10 protein-coding genes are annotated in these 15,327 nt (G+C 66.6%); 4 read left to right on the plus strand and 6 right to left on the minus strand.

Annotation, left to right across the window (positions count from 1 at the left end):
- Positions 1-53 precede the first annotated feature (53 nt).
- Together ABWP22_RS00115 and ABWP22_RS00120 are read right to left on the minus strand one after the other, a co-directional pair.
- Entirely contained in the window at positions 54-2,585 is a 2,532-nt protein-coding gene (locus ABWP22_RS00115) for a YbcC family protein (protein ID WP_353197893.1), read from the minus strand.
- 27 nt (positions 2,586-2,612) lie between these two features.
- Complete coding sequence (locus ABWP22_RS00120) at positions 2,613-4,187, minus strand: NADH-quinone oxidoreductase subunit L (RefSeq protein ID WP_353197894.1); 1,575 nt, start codon at positions 4,185-4,187, stop codon at positions 2,613-2,615.
- A 95-nt stretch (positions 4,188-4,282) separates the two neighbouring features.
- On the opposite strand from ABWP22_RS00120, the gene ABWP22_RS00125 reads away from it, so the two are divergent.
- A complete protein-coding gene (locus ABWP22_RS00125; RefSeq protein ID WP_353197895.1) occupies positions 4,283-5,167 on the plus strand; it encodes a LysR family transcriptional regulator in 885 nt (294 codons plus the stop codon).
- Here ABWP22_RS00125 and ccmI read toward each other — a convergent pair.
- From ccmI to ABWP22_RS00145, 4 genes are all read right to left on the minus strand, one after another.
- Positions 5,164-6,435, minus strand: a complete 1,272-nt coding sequence (ccmI, locus tag ABWP22_RS00130; RefSeq protein WP_353197896.1) for a c-type cytochrome biogenesis protein CcmI — start codon at positions 6,433-6,435, stop codon at positions 5,164-5,166. The genes ABWP22_RS00125 and ccmI overlap by 4 nt on opposite strands.
- Before the next feature lie 7 nt (positions 6,436-6,442).
- On the minus strand, positions 6,443-6,895 hold the full coding sequence (locus ABWP22_RS00135) for a cytochrome c-type biogenesis protein (protein WP_353197897.1): 453 nt from the start codon (positions 6,893-6,895) through the stop codon (positions 6,443-6,445).
- Between the two features lie 152 nt (positions 6,896-7,047).
- Complete coding sequence (locus ABWP22_RS00140; RefSeq protein ID WP_353197898.1) at positions 7,048-7,590, minus strand: DsbE family thiol:disulfide interchange protein; 543 nt, start codon at positions 7,588-7,590, stop codon at positions 7,048-7,050.
- A gap of 9 nt (positions 7,591-7,599) precedes the next feature.
- Positions 7,600-9,585, minus strand: a complete 1,986-nt coding sequence (locus ABWP22_RS00145; protein WP_353197899.1) for a heme lyase CcmF/NrfE family subunit — start codon at positions 9,583-9,585, stop codon at positions 7,600-7,602.
- 148 nt (positions 9,586-9,733) lie between these two features.
- On the opposite strand from ABWP22_RS00145, the gene ABWP22_RS00150 reads away from it, so the two are divergent.
- From ABWP22_RS00150 to ABWP22_RS00160, 3 genes are all read left to right on the plus strand, one after another.
- Positions 9,734-12,268 carry a cyclic nucleotide-binding domain-containing protein gene (locus ABWP22_RS00150; protein WP_353198401.1) on the plus strand — a complete coding sequence of 845 codons (2,535 nt, stop codon included), beginning with the start codon at positions 9,734-9,736 and terminating at the stop codon, positions 12,266-12,268.
- Positions 12,269-12,342: 74 nt separating this feature from the next.
- A complete protein-coding gene (locus ABWP22_RS00155) occupies positions 12,343-13,218 on the plus strand; it encodes a hypothetical protein (RefSeq protein ID WP_353198402.1) in 876 nt (291 codons plus the stop codon).
- Positions 13,219-13,285: 67 nt separating this feature from the next.
- Positions 13,286-15,238 carry a cytochrome c3 family protein gene (locus ABWP22_RS00160; protein WP_353197900.1) on the plus strand — a complete coding sequence of 651 codons (1,953 nt, stop codon included), beginning with the start codon at positions 13,286-13,288 and terminating at the stop codon, positions 15,236-15,238.
- The last annotated feature ends 89 nt before the right edge of the window (positions 15,239-15,327 follow it).

The following is a 15,327-nucleotide window of genomic DNA, read 5'->3' on the forward strand; positions in this document are numbered from 1 at the left end:
ATGCGGCACCCTTCAACGCTTGCCAAGCCGCCGCCGGCAACATCACCCCGCCCTTACAGCAGCGTCCATTCGCCATCCCCGGCATAACGGTGCGACACGCGCCCTTCATCGTCCATCGCCCACAGATGCAGCCAGTGATTGTCCACGAGTTCGCGGACCATTTGGTTGGCCATGATGATGTCGGTCATCGCGGCCAGCGGTGCCGCGATGATCACGTTCAGGCGCAAGGGTTCGTGCAGCAGGCGCGTGCCATCATGCACGGATTGCCAGGCCAGCCCGGTTTTCAGATCGCCGCCATTGCCTTCCAGCACGCCCAGCATGCCGACCACATTGTGCAGCACCTTGTTGCCGGCGCCCCAAAGCTGATTGTTCACGACCGACCCGTAATATTGCAGGTTGATCCAACTGGCGACGACCATCGGCGCGGTCATGATCAGTTTCAGCACGCCAAAGCCGTCATCCCCGTGCCAATCATAGCTGTGCAGGAAGCTGCGCCCGCCCAGATCGATGCTGGCGGTGCGGGCCCGCGGCGCCGCGATGAAGGCGGCGTTGCCGGCCAGCCCCCATTCGGGGCGCACCTGCGCCCAATCGCGGCTGCGTTCGAGCATTTGCGCATCGATGTCGCCACCGGGTTGTTCGATATCCAGCAAGCGCGCGCGTTCCCGCCGCGCCAGCGCCGACGCCCGGTCCAGCCAGCCATCGATCGCCGGCAGATCAGCGCGCAGCGCCGGCGGCAGCCCGGCGCGATCGAAGATGGTGACGATATCGGTGGTGGTGTCGTGCAGCGCGCCCAGAAACCAGGTGTCATCCGGGATATCGATGCCGCGGCTGCGCAGGCCCAGCCGCACCGCCGGTTCGTTCAGGATGGCGGCGGCGATGCGGGCGCTCGCTTCGCCGGTATGGCCGCCGCAGGCGCCGCAATCGAGGCCGGAGGCGTGCGGGTTGTTCGCAGTTGTGCTGCCATGGCCAGCCAGCAGCACGAACGGCGCAAAATTGCGGGTCAGGCCCATGCCGCGCAGCACGGCTTCGGCCTGCGCCAGTTGCTGATCGTTGTTGAGCCCGGTCATCCGCCCGCCGATCAGGCGCGCTTCGAGGCGCGGCCCAAGCCGACCGATCACCGAGGCGTCCAACCCGTCCGTACCAGGATCAGACACGGTGCGGGTCAGCCCCAGCGCATTGCCGACCAGTTTCGGCGCAAAGGCCAGCCCCAGCGCCTCGACATAGGCAAAGCTGGACACGGCGGATTGCTTGAAGCCTTTCCAGGCCTTGGCGGCGCGGCGACGCAGCAGGCGCAGGCCCAGCGCTTCGATCTCCTCGTCAGGCGACGCGCCGTGCACATGTTCGCTGATGGTGAACGCCGGGGTGAGCAGCACCGGGCAGTGCGCCCCGCCGGTGTCGCGGCCGATCGGCACATATTCGATCGGATAGCCGAAGAAGCCGGCAAAGCCGATGGTGTCCACGCCAGGCACGACCTTTTCGAGCGCGCGGCGATAGACTTCGGAGCGCACGTCGATGCAGAACGCCGCCTGAAGCACCGGCCGGACAGCCGGGATCCTGGCCGCGGCCTGGTTGTGCAGCTTGGCCAGCAATCGTTGTTGCCACGCGATTTCATAGGCTTGCTGAAACAGCAGATCGATGGCCAGATCGGGATCGACGGACAGGCCCGCATCGTCGGGCAATTGTGCCGCCTGGCGCATTTCTTCGGCCCAGGCGCTCTTGAAGGCTGCATCGCTGCGCTGGCGGAACAGCGCATAGCCCCACGCCATGCGGATGGCGAGCAACTGCACCAGCCGATTGTCGGCGCGGCCATACAGGCCATTGTCCCACACCAGATAGCGCACATAGGCCGCCCAGCCGCCGATATCGAACAGCGCGCGGTGCAGATAATCCGTCAACGCCCGCGCCGGAATGCCGATCTCGGTGACGATATGGCGGATGGCGGCGTTCGGATCGGCCGGCAGGCTGGCGATCAGGGCACGAAAGCCGGTCAACCCCATGGCTTGCGGATTGCGATCGTGGCGCATGCTTTCCCGCCACGCCGCCCACGGCCCCATGTGGCGATGCGGCATCTGCCAGCTCGCCTGGCCCTCGTCGAAATAGGCGGCACACCAGCGCGATATTTCATCGACCATGAAGGCGGTGCGGCTGGCCTGCCGATCACCGGCCGACAGACGATCGAGCACTTCGGCAATGGTCGCGACAACCGCCGGGCCGCCCCGCGCTGCCGGGCCACGCGCCAGTGCAGCCCTGGCGCCCACGACGTCGACAGGGACGGGCGCATTGGCCGGCGCCTGGGCGATCGCCGCGGCAATATGGCCGTCATCCATCACGCCGTCGGCCAGCGCCTGCGCATAGAATGCACGCGGCATCAGCATGTCGGCCTTGCACACCCGGCGCAGCGTGGCGGCAGTGGCGGCAAAGCTCTGCCCCGAAAAGCCCAGCCACGGATTGACCGCGACGAAATGCTTGAGCGGCCACAGCGGCGCGATGCGCTGGCAGGCGGCGGCGATGGCGGCCGCGATGGCCTCTTCAGGCACATCCGACACCGTGGCGGCATCGGGGCGGGGCAAGCTGGTGGTAATCATGAGAAATATCCTTTCGGATCAGAAAGTTCAACGGCGTGCCCGCAAGCTGGTCGGCCAGAATTTCAGCACCAGCCGGTTGGCCAGCGTGTTGACATAAAGCCCGTTCAGCGCGTGGGCATGGAGCGCGCGCGCCCAATCCGGCGCATGGCCGCCCCGCGCCGCCAGCACGCTGGATTGGCCGATGGTGATCGCGGCAAAGCCCGCCACCACCAGGATGATGGCCAGCCAGGCCAGCGGATCGGCGCGCACCACCATGGGGGGCAAGGTGCCGGCCATCAGCGCCGCCATGCCGGCCTGCACCGCAAACCACAGCCCGGCCACCGCCAGTGTCGCCGCCGCCGTGCGGACCACGACATAGCCGGTCGGCCGTTCATCGATGCCCTGCGCCAGCAGATGCACCAAGCCCATCAACAGGATGGCACCCAGCGCGAACACTCCCGGTTCGCGGCTGAGCTGCAGGCCGGACAAGGTGCCCACCCCCGCCACCGTCGCCAGCACGCCGGCCACGGCCAACGCCAGTCGCCGCGGATGCGGTGCACCGCCGGGGCTGCGCGACCAGCTGGCGCGGGCGATATCGATGACACTGCCCGACGAAAGAAAGGCGTGCGCCTTGTAGAGCGAGTGCACCACGATATGCAGCAGCGCGGCCGGCCAGGCGCCAAGGCCGCATTGCAGCAACATGAAACCCATCTGGGCGATCGTCGACCAGGCCAGCGCCACCTTTATGGCATTCTGGGTGAGCATCACCACGCTGGCAAACAGGGCGGTGAAGCCGCCGACGATGATCAGCAGATCGAGCGACGGCGTCGCCAGTTGCAGCAAGGGCGAGAAGCGCAGCAGCAGGAAACCACCGGCGTTGATGATGCCGGCGTGCAGCAGCGCGGAGACCGGCGTCGGGGTTTCCATCACTTCGGTGATCCAGCCGTGCAGCGGGAATTGCGCCGATTTGAGCAAGGCCGCGAGCGCGATCAGCACCGCGGCACCCGTCAGCGCCGGCGCAGTGGCACCGCTGGCGGCCACGCCCGCCAGCGCCGCATGAAGCCCGGCAATGTCGAGCGTGCCGAAGGCCTGCCACAACAGGCCGAAGGCGATGACGAGCGCCAGATCGCTCAGGCGACTGGCAATGAACTTCTTGCGCGCGGCCAGGATCGCCGCCGGGCGGTCGCCATAAAACAGCAGCAGCTGGTTCAGCCCCAGCGAGGTCGCCACCCAGGCCGCAAGGAACAGCAGCAGATTGCCGGACAGGATCAGCAGCAGCACGCTGGCCAGCGTGAACGACAACAGCCGGGTAAAGCGGACATGGCCGGGATCGCCAGCCATGTAGGTGCGGGCAAACTGCACGACGATGCAGCCGACGAAGCTGACCAACAGGAACATCACCGCGGTCAGGCCATCGAACAGGATGAAGGGCAGCGCGGGCGTTGCCAGCGGGCCGGCGACGGCCACCACGCAAGCCATCAGGACAGCGCTGGCCAGGCCGAGCAGCGCAGCGGCGCGAACCCGGGTGGCAAGTGGCCTGGCAGCGCCGGCCGGCAGCGCCGCCAGGGCGAGCAGTGCCGCCGGCCCGGCCAGCACCAGCCATAACAGGGGGGTGATCGTCATGACGTCGCTCCATCGCGAAACAGGGAACGACACGCCAGATAGGGGGTGGAAGCATCTGCGTAAAATATATATAATGTCGATTATTGTTCGTTTTAATGAATGTATTTGCGGTGGCGGCCTTGAACTACAACCATTTGCGCTATTTCCATGCCGTGGCACACGCCGGCAGCCTGACGCGCGCCGCCGGGCAATTGCACCTGTCGCAATCAGCGCTGTCGGTGCAGCTGAAAAGCCTGGAGGAAGCGCTGGGCCACGCGCTGTTCGAACGCAGCCACCGCCGCCTGGCGCTGACCGAGGCCGGCAAGATTGCGCTGGATTATGCCGATACGGTGTTTGCCGCCGGCGATGCGCTGGTCTCGACGCTGGCCGGGCGGGTGCGGCTCGATCAGCAGGTGCTGCGCATCGGGGCGCTGCCCACGCTGTCGCGCAATTTCCAGGCCGAGTTCATCGCGCCGCTGATCGGCCGCCGCGATGTCGAGCTGGTGATGGCATCCGGCACCTTGCGCGACCTGCTGGCGCAGTTGGAAGCGCATGAACTGGATGTCGTGCTCGCCAACCAGCCGCCGCGTGGGCTGGTGGCGCCCGACATCATCAGCCGCCGCATCGCGCAGCAGCCGGTGGGCCTGGTCGGCCCGCCCGGCTACCTGCGCCGCCCACTGCGGTTCCCGCACGATCTCGCCAAGCTGCCGGTGCTGCTGCCGGCCAGGGGCCTCGATATTCGCACCGGTTTCGATCAATTGCTCGATGCCGCCGGAATCCAGCCGATCATCCTGGCTGAAGTGGACGACATGGCCATGCTGCGCCTGCTCGCCCGCTCCTCGCAAGCGCTCACCCTGGTGCCGCCGATCGTGGTGAAGGACGAACTCGCCGCCGGCACCCTGGTGGAGATTTTCACCATCCCCGGCCTGACCGAGGAATTCCACGCCATCACCCAGCGCCGGCGCTTTCCCAACCCGTTGCTGGCGCAGTTGCTGGCTTAAAGCCCCATTTCGGCCCCGGCCGCCCTGATCCGCCCCTGCGCCGCCGCATCGCCATTGAACGACGCCAGCGCCTGATCCCGCGCCGCGCGGGCCGCCGCCAGATCGCCAAGCACCTGACGGGCGCGCATCAGACGCAGCCAGCCGGCTTCGTCCCTGGGGTTGGTCTTCAACCGGTCGGCGAGCCGTTCGACCATGCCGCGGATCATCGCCTGCTGATCGGCCGGGGCCATTTGCTGTACGGCCTGCACCTGATCGCGGCTGGGGCTGGGCATCACGCCAGAAGGGCCTGCGGGCGGGGGGGCCGCACTGGCCGCCGCCGCCGCAACGGTTGAATCCGGCACACCGGGCACGGCGGCCTTGCCGGCGGGCTTGGTGGCGGCCAGGCGCGCGGCGATATCGATGCCGGCGGCCTGCGCGGTCTGCTGGATCACGGCACGCAATTGCGGCAACCACGGCGCGTCGGCCGGCGAATCGGCCAGCAACGTCAGCCAATCATTGATGGCGCCCGGACGATCGCCTTGTTCAGCCTTGCGCACGCCCAGAAAATAGCGGGCGCGGGCATCGGCGCCATCCTGTTGCGCGGCCTTTTCAAAAGCGGCTGCGGCTGCCGGCGTCACCTGGCCACCGGCATCCTGCACCAGCGCTTCACCATAGGCGGATTGAAAGCCGACGCCATCGGGCTTCAGCGCGATGGCGCGACCATAGGCCTTGGCGGCATCGGCGTAGCGCCCGGTCTGGAAATAGCTCCAGCCCAGCATGCGCCAGCCTTCGGGATCATTCGGTGTCGATTGCATCTTGGCTTCAAGGCCGGAAATCAACTGCGCCACTTCGGCAGACGGCGCAGCTTGCGGCGCAGCGGCCTGCCCGGCCGCAGCCGCGGCGGGCGCTGCCGGGGCCGGCGCGGCGCCACTGGCCAGTTCCGGCTGACCCATGCTGGCATAGAGTGCGGCCGCCGCCACGGCGACCATACCGGCCAGGCCCAGCGCCACGACGGACAGCGATTTCTGGCCAAGCGTGCGATCCAGATCGGCCGGGATGTGGCCGGCCGCCAGCAAGCGCCGGCGCACTTCGTTGCGCAGGCCCTCGGCCTCGGCAGGCTGGATGCTGCCAGACGCCAGTTGCACGTCCACATCGGCGAGCTGATCCTTCAGCACGGCGATGGTGGCGGCACGGGCATCCACCCGCGCTTCATGGCGGCGCACCAGCGGAATGGTGAGCCAGGCGGCAGACAGCGCCGCCAGCACGGTGAGGATGATCCAGAGTGTCATGAGGGTCTCAGTCAGATGGGCCGGACAACCGGTCAAGCTCGGCCTGTTCGGCCGCGGTCAAAGCTGTATCGGCTGCAGCGGCAGGACGGCGGCGCTGCCACAGGATCAGGCCGGCACCGCCCAGCAGCAGCACGGCGAACGGCCCCGCCCACAGCAGCAGCGTGTCGCCTTCCACCGGCGGTTTCAGCAGGACGAAATTGCCGTAACGTTCCACGACATATTCGCGCACCGCCGCGTCGCTTTTGCCGGCAGCGATCTGCTCGCGCACCAGCAGGCGCAGATCGCGGGCCAGCGGCGCATCGCTGTCGTCGATCGACTGGTTCTGGCAGACGACACAGCGCAAATCCTTGCTCAGCGCCCGCGCCCGCTGTTCCTGCGCCGCATCGGGCAACATTTCATCGGGGAGGACGGCCGCGGCGGGGGTGGCGAGGAGCAGAGCGAAAACTGCCGCGGAGCGCAATCCGGCTCCCCTCCCCTTCAGGGGAGGGGTTGGGGGTGGGGCTGTGGGGTCGAGGCGCAAGCTGGCCAGGAGGCGATTCACGGCACGTCCCCACTCCCGGCCCCTCCCCTGAAGGGGAGGGGAGAGGTTCAGCGCACGACCAACAACCCCGCTCATGCCTCGGCCCGCAATTGCTGCATCAGTGGCTTGATCTGGCCTTCCCACACCTCCGGGCTGATCGGGCCGATCTGCTTGAAGCGCACACGGCCCTTTTTATCCACGATGAAGGTCTCCGGCACGCCGGTAACGCCCAGATCGATGGCGGTGCGGCCCTGTTCATCGGCGGCGACGCTGGCATAGGGATTGCCATAGCGTGCCAGCCAGTTGCGGCTGTCTTCCGGCTTGTCCTTCCAGGCGATGCCGTAAACCGGGAAACCTTCGGCCGAAATGCGTTCCAGCACCGGATGCTCCTGCGGGCAGGCGGCGCACCAACTGGCCCAGATGTTGAGCAGGCGCGGTTCGCCCTTGAAGCTGGCGCTGGCAAAGCCCGCTCCCCCGCCCGCTTCGGCCGCAATGCCGGGCAGCGCGAATTCCGGAAGCGGCCGGTCGATCAACTGGCTGGGCAGGGCCTTGGGGTCTTGCGTCAGGCCGAAGCCCAGAAACGCAGCCAGGCCGGCAAAGGCGATGATCGGCAGGATGAAGATCAGGCGTATCATGGGCGCAGCTTATTCCGCCGGAACCAGGCCGGACGCAAGGGGTGCACGCACCTGCGGCGCGCCGATGCGGAAGCGGCGATCGGCCAGCGATGCCGCGCCGCCCATCGCCATCAGCAGACCGCCGAACCAGATCCAGCCCACCAGCGGATGCCAGTAAATACGCACGACCAATCCCTGCCCGCGCGCGTCGGACTGCACGTCGCCGATCGCAATATACTGGTTGCCGGCGATCGAAGCGTTGATGCCGGCTTCGGTGGTCTGGTTGCCGGAGACGGTGTACATCCGGCGCTCGGAGAACAAGATGTTGGTGTTGCCGTTCTGCGTCACGTTGAACTGGGCCCGCAGCGCGCGATAATTGGCGCCATCAACCTCCTGCGCACCCACCATCGTCACCTTGAGCGGGCCGGCGCTGGCCGTCTCGCCGGGGCGCATCACCAGGATCTTCTCGGCCGAAAAGGCCCCCATCGATGCTATGCCGGCCGTGGTGACGCCCAGGCCGGCGTGGGCCAGCACCAGGCCGATGGTCGCCGCCGGCGTGGTGCGCACCAGCCGCCACGAAAAGCCGCCAGCCCCCCACCAGCGCCGCACCAGCACCAGCACCGCCCCAAGGATCAACCAGGCGCCCAGCGCCAGACCCAGCGCCGATGCGGCCTGCGCCACGCCCAGCCAAAGCGTAAGGCCGGCCAGCAGTGCCAGCACGGCCGCCGCCGGCACCAGCAGCTTGCGCCCGACGCGGCCCAGTTCATCCCGTTTCCACGCCAGCACCGGCCCGACCGTGACCAGCATCAGCAGCGGGATGGCGAGCGGCGCGAACACCAGATTGTAATAGGGCGGGCCAACCGAAATCTTGTTGGTGGGCGCGATGGCCTCCATGATCACCGGGTAGAATGTGCCGAGAAACACCACCGCCGTCAGCGCCATCAACAACAGATTGTTGAGCGTGAGGCCGGCTTCGCGGCTGACGCTGCCGAACAGTGCGCCCGACCGCAGCATCGGCGCGCGCACGGCAAACATCGCCAGCGCCGTGCCGGTGGCGCCGATGATCATCGCCAGGATGAACACGCCGCGCTTCGGATCGACCGCAAAGGCGTGCACCGAGGTGAGAATGCCGGATCGCACCAGGAAGGTGCCCACCAGGGACAGCGAGAAGGCCAATATGGCGAGCAGGATCGTCCAGCCGGCCAGACTGCCGCGCTTTTCGGTGACGATCGCCGAATGCAACAGGGCCGTGCCGATCAGCCACGGCATGAAGCTGGCATTCTCCACCGGATCCCAGAACCACCAGCCGCCCCAGCCCAGTTCATAATAGGCCCAGAAGCTGCCCAGCGCGATCCCGCAGGTGAGCGGCACCCACGCCGCCAACACCCAGGGCCGCATCCAGCGCGCCCAGGCCGGATCGGCACGGCCTTCCATCAGCGCGGCCACGGCAAAGCTGAACGTGACCGAGAAACCGACATAACCCAGATAGAGCAGCGGCGGGTGGAAGACGAGGCCGGGATCCTGCAGCAAGGGGTTCAGTTCCGCGCCATCGAACGGCGCCGGGCTGAGCCGCGCGAAGGGATTGGAGGTGAACAGCGCGAACGCCAGGAACGCCACCGAAATCATCGCCTGCACGGCCAGCACGCGCGCCTGCAAGGTGGCCCGCAGATTGTCGCCGAAGCGGGCGATGCCCGCTCCATAGATGGACAGCACCAGCACCCAGAGCAGCATCGATCCTTCGTGGTTGCCCCAGGTGGCCGCCAAACGATAGGGCAATGGCTGCGACAGCGCGCTATGATTGGCCACCAGCGCCACCGAAAAATCGGCCTGGCCAAACAGGGTCATCAGGCAGCCAAAGCTCAGCGCGATCAGCCCGGCCTGCAACCCGGCGGCAGACCGCCCGAACGCCATCAGCGCCGCATCGCCGCGGATCGCCCCCAACAAGGGCAAGGTCGCTTGCGCAGCGGCCACCAGCAGGGCGAGGATCAGGGCGAAATGGCCGATTTCGGCAAGCATGGGCGCTGCGTCTCCGATGGGGCGGCAGAACAGGAACGTGCATTAATTGCATGGCCTGCGATTCTTGCTCTAGCCGATGCGTGTCAAGATGCTAGGATTTATCCAGAACAAGCGTAGGAAGACAGGGCTTGATCCGGGGGGCAAGGCCATTGTGACGACGTATCGCATCGCCATCGTGGGCTCCGGCCCGGCCGGTTTGTCGGCAGCGGCGCATGCGGCTCGGCTGGGCCTCAGCCATATCCTGCTCGAAAAGACCGATCATCTTTCCGATACGATCTACAAATATCAGAAGGGCAAGCATGTGATGGCAACGCCGTCGCAACTGGTCCTGCGCTCCCCGCTCGATTTCGATGCCGGCAAACGCGAAGTGGTGCTCGGCAACTGGAATGAGCAGACCGCAGCGGCGGCGGTGAATGTGAAATATCATGCCGAAGTGAAGGCCATTGTCGGCACCGGTGATCCGATTCCCGGCTCGATCATGAAGATCGTCAGCCGCAAGCGCGACGGCACCAGCGAAACCAGGGAAATCCAGCGCCTCGCCCCGCCCTATCGGCTGACACTCACCAATGGCGAGGACGTTCTGGCCGACACGGTGATTCTGGCGATCGGCACCCAGGGCAACCCCAATCTGATGGCATGCGCCGGCGGCAATCTGTCCCATGTGCAGTATCAGCTCGACGATCCGACCGCCTATACCGATGAACATATCTTCGTGATCGGCGGCGGCGATGCCGGCATCGAAAACGCGCTGGGTCTGGCTGCGGATCCGGCGCAGAACAACACGGTGACGCTGGTCAACCGCTCGGCCGATTTCGCCAATGCCAAGGATGCCAACGTCAAGGCCTTGATGGCAGCGCGCGATACGGGGCGCATGAGCGTCATGACCGAAACCACCACCAAGGTGATCGAACCGGATTGGGTCACGCTCGACACCCGCGAAGGCGAGGTGCGGGTCCGCTGCGATCGGATGATTGCCCGCATGGGATCGGCACCGCCGCGCGGCTTTGTGGAAAGTTGCGGGGTGGAATTCGCCTCCAACGACCGGCTGGCCTTTCCAAAACTGTCTGCCACCTTTGAATCGACGGCGCCGGGCATCCATGTGGTCGGCGCGCTCGCCGGCTATCCGCTGATCAAGCACTGCATGAATCAGGGCCATGATGTCGTCGAATTCATCAACGGCAATCTGGATCTGAAACCGGCCGACGAGCCGATATTGGAAGCCAAGCTGGCCGGTATGCCGGGCCGGCGCAGTGTGGCCGAATGGCTGGAACATCTGCGCACCAGCGTGTCGATCCTGAACGGCATGAGCAGCCTGCAGATGCGCGAGTTCATGCTCGATTCAAGCGTGCGGGCCTACCGCGCCGGCGATGTGGTGTTCGAACGCAATGCACCCGGATCATCGCTGTTCGGTGTCGCCGAAGGCCATGTGCTGGTCGAGGTCAACCCCACGGACCCATCGATCACCGTGCCGGTGGGCGCCGGCACGATCTTCGGCGAGATCGGCCTGATCTCCGGGCGTCAGCGCGGGGCCACCATCCGGGCCGGCAGCGATTGCGTATTGGTGGAAATCAGCCGCAACGCCGCGCTGAAGCTGATGAGCCAGGTGCCATCGGCCGCCCGCGAGATCACCCGCGTCACCACCGAACGCAGCCTGCTGCAGATCTTCAAATCCGGGCTGGTTTCGGCCGATCTGGTCGATGTGATCGCGGCATCCAAGGTGGAATCCCTGCGAGCCGGCCAGGAGATCATCAAGGAAGGCGAAACCGACGACGCCATCTTCCTGATCCGGTCGGGATCGATGGTGGTGGAAAAGACGCTGGGCGGCAAGCCGGTGTTCCTCGCCTATGTGCCGGCGGGTTCGTTCGTCGGCGAAACAGAAGTCGTCGAAGGCGGCCCGCGCGGCATCACGGTCCGCGCCGCCGTGAAAAGCGATGTCATCCGCCTGTCGGGCGAACCCTTCCGCGCCCTGCTTGCCGCCAAACCGCAATTGCTCGACAAGGTCCGTGGCGAGATGGCCAGCCGGGTGGCGGTGAACAACTTCATCGAGTCCAAGAAGGACAGTTTCTCCGGCATCGTCGAGACGTTCACCGGCGTCGCCAATTTCCTGGTGGATCAGGGTGTTGGTGAAGCGACCGACGTGCTGCTGATCGATGAAAAACTGTGCGTCGGCTGCGACAATTGCGAAAAGGCCTGTGCCGACACCCATGATGGCCTGTCGCGCCTGGATCGCGAGGCCGGCCGCACCTATGCCAATCTGCACGTGCCGACCAGTTGCCGCCACTGCGAACGTCCGCACTGCATGGCCGATTGCCCGCCCAATGCCATCCACCGCGGCCCCACCGGCGAAGTCTATATCGACGACACCTGCATCGGCTGTGGCAATTGCCAGCGCAATTGCCCCTATGGCGTGATCCGCATGGAAAAGGAGCCGCCGAAAAAACCCTGGCTGCTCAGCTGGTTCCTGTTCGGCAGCGGCCCCGGACCCGGTGAGCCCAGCTACAAATGGTCGAAGAAGGCCGATCCGGCCTATGCCGAAAGGGCCAAGAAGGCGGTGAAGTGCGACATGTGTTCGGGCCAGGATGGCGGCCCGGCCTGCGTGCGCGCCTGCCCCACCGGCGCCGCCATCCGGGTGTCGCCCGAACAATTCCTCAGCGTGGCGCTGATGGCACGGGACGGCAGCTGATGGCCAGCAAAGCCACTGCGCCCAACGCCGCTCCCCCCAACGCCGCTCCCCCGCGCCAAGGCACCCGCAAGGCCATGACCGGCAAGGCCGTGACGCGCGGGCCGCGCGATGTGGCGCATGAAGGCTTCCTCACCCACCGCCGCGCGCGCTGGGCGAAAATCGCCGCGACCGTTTCGCTGGTCGCGCTGGGCGCCTATCTGCTTGCCGATCCGATCCCGCGTCACAATGGCGGCACCTGGCTGGGCTACCTGTTGGGCACCATCGGTGCCGGCATGATCGTCTGGCTCAGCCTGCTCGGCGTGCGCAAGCGGGTGATCGGATCCAAGCCGTTCAGCCTGAAGGGCTGGACCAGCGCCCATGTCTATCTCGGCCTGTCGCTGATCGTCATCGGCACGCTGCACACCGGGTTTCAGCTCGGCTTGAATGTCCACACGCTGGCTTGGATGTTGATGATGATCGTCATCCTGTCCGGCCTGTGGGGCATCAGCCTTTATGCCACATTGCCCGAAAAACTGTCGGCCAATCGCGGCGAGTTCACCCAGTTGCAGATGCTGGAGGCGATCCGCACGCTGGATCGTCAGCTCGATACCGCCGCGCAGCCGCTGGGGCCGGACGACGCAGCGCTGGTGCGGTTGAGCCTCGAACAATGCCGCATTGCCGGCTCCTTGTCCCAGCGCCTGTTCGGCAGTTATGCCAAGGACGGCAACGCGCGGGCACTCGCCGCCATTTCGGAACGCGTGACGGCCGACAGACGCGCCGGCCGCGCCGATGAAGCCGTGGAGCAGATCCAGTTCCTGCTGGAGCGCAAGGAGGCCGCCTTGAGCCAGGCACGCCGCCATATCCGCCTGAAAGCCCGACTGGAATTCTGGCTCTATATCCACGTGCCGGTCACCCTCGCGCTGCTGGCGGCGCTGCTGGCGCACATCCTGTCCGTGTTCCTGTATTGGTAATGGCGATGCGTCGTTGGCAATGCACCGGGGAGCAATGCACGGGGGCGCGATGCATGGGGGGGCGATCATGAGCTTCATCATCCGCCAGGTCGCCAAGCGCGCCGACGGTGGCGACATCATCCGCACGCGCACCTTGTCCGCAGCCGAAATCAGCGTCGGGCGCGGCACCGATTGCGATATCCAGCTCGCCGATCTCGCGGTGATGCTGCGCCACGCCCGGCTTGCGGAAATCGCCCCCGGCCGGGTGAGCGTGGAAACCACCGGCGGTGTACCGGTCGCAGTGGCGGGCAAGTTCGTCACCCGTGCCGATGTGGCGATTGCCGATGCGCCGGTGATCGATATCGGCCCGTTCCGCCTGTCGCTGTCGGCAGGCGACGGCGGCGCCATTGCCATCACGGCCGAACGCGTGGTGCCGCCGATCGACACGGCAGACGCGGCGCAGGAAGTTTCGATCTTCTCGCTGCAGGGCGCGATGCCGACCCGGCGACGGCTGGCCTGGCTGGGGGCGCTGACCGTGCTGGCCATCATGCTGGTGCTGCCGCTGGTGCATTTTCTGCGCGAAGGCCCGACCGCGCTGCCCCGCGACATGCTGGCCGAAGCGGCGCAGCCCGACCGCGCGGCGCCGGCCTTTGGCCTGCAAGTGGCGCAGCCCCGCGCCACGCCGGCCGGCGGCCCCGCGCCTGACGAGCTCTGGTCCACCGGCAGCTTGTCCAACGCCCATGCCAGCCTGGCCAACAATTGCGGTGCCTGCCACAACAAGGCCTTTGTTTCGGTCACCGACAGCAGTTGCCAGGCCTGTCACACGCCCGCCGCCCTGCCGGGTCATGCCTCGGCGGCGCGGCTGGCAGACAGCCAGATGCCGGAAGGCGGCATCCTGGGGATCGCGCACAAGGCCTTCAACCTGCCGCAGGGGCGCTGCACCAGTTGCCACAAGGAACATGAAGGCGAAGCCACGGTGATGACGGTGGCGGCCAGCTTCTGCACCGATTGCCACGATGGCATGAAGACCCGGCTGGGCGACACGCAGGTGGCCGATGTGCAGGATTGGCCGAAGCATCCGGATTTCCGGGCCACGCTGGTTTCCGCACCAGCGCCGGGCACGCCGCAGTTCACCCGCACCGCGCTCAACGGCGCGCGCGAACAATCCGGCCTGCTCTACCCGCACGACCTGCACCAATCGACGCGCAATGCCGTGGCCAACATGGCGCAGAAACAGGGCCTGCCCACCAGCGCGGATGGCGCGCTGCCCTGCAATTATTGCCACAAGCCCGACACCGATCAGCTGCGCTTCAAACCGATCGAAATGGAGGCCAATTGCGGCGCATGCCATGATCTGGCCTTTGCGCGCGACGGCGACACGCTGCGTACATTGCCCCACGGCAAGCCGGCGCAAGTCGCCGGCATCATCCGCGATTTCTATCTGTCACAGGCCATCGCGCCGCGGGCAGGCGTGCAGCGCATCGCCTTTGAACGCCGCCTGCCCGGCCGCATGGCCGAGGTGGAGGCCACGCAATTGCGGCTGGGCGGCATCGGCGATGCCCGGGCCAGGGCGGCCTCGGCCGTCGAGGCGGTCTTCAACGGTGCTGGCACAGCCGGAAAGGGCATCTGCACAGATTGCCATGTCGTCTCCGACACCGGCGCCACCGATATCACCAAGCGCTTCGCCATCGCGCCGGTATCGATCAACGATCATTATCTGCCAAAGGGTCAGTTCCCGCACGGCCAGCACAAAAGCCATGACGGCAAGACCGGCCAGGCCGCCTGCATCGCCTGCCACACCGGCGTATTGAAATCCAAGGCCTCCACCGATGTGCTGATCCCCGGCGTTGCCAACTGCCGTGAATGCCATGGCGCGCCGCCAAAAAGCCTGCTGCCTGCCGCAGCCAAGGCCGGCGCCAGTTGCGACACCTGCCACGGTTTCCATGAAGGCAATACCGGCGCGACGCCGTTGCCAGCGGGGCATGGCGGCGCAGCAGCGCGCGTTGCGGCCCTGCGCAGTCCAAGGGCGCGTTCCTGGTGAAGGCGGGCCAGATGCCGGCGGCGGGCTTGCGCATTCATGACGCGTGCGTCACATTCGCCGCAAGATGCGTATCTGTCGGCGATCAAGCT

The organism is Sandarakinorhabdus sp. (assembly GCF_040398665.1).
Lineage (GTDB): Bacteria > Pseudomonadota > Alphaproteobacteria > Sphingomonadales > Sphingomonadaceae > Sandarakinorhabdus.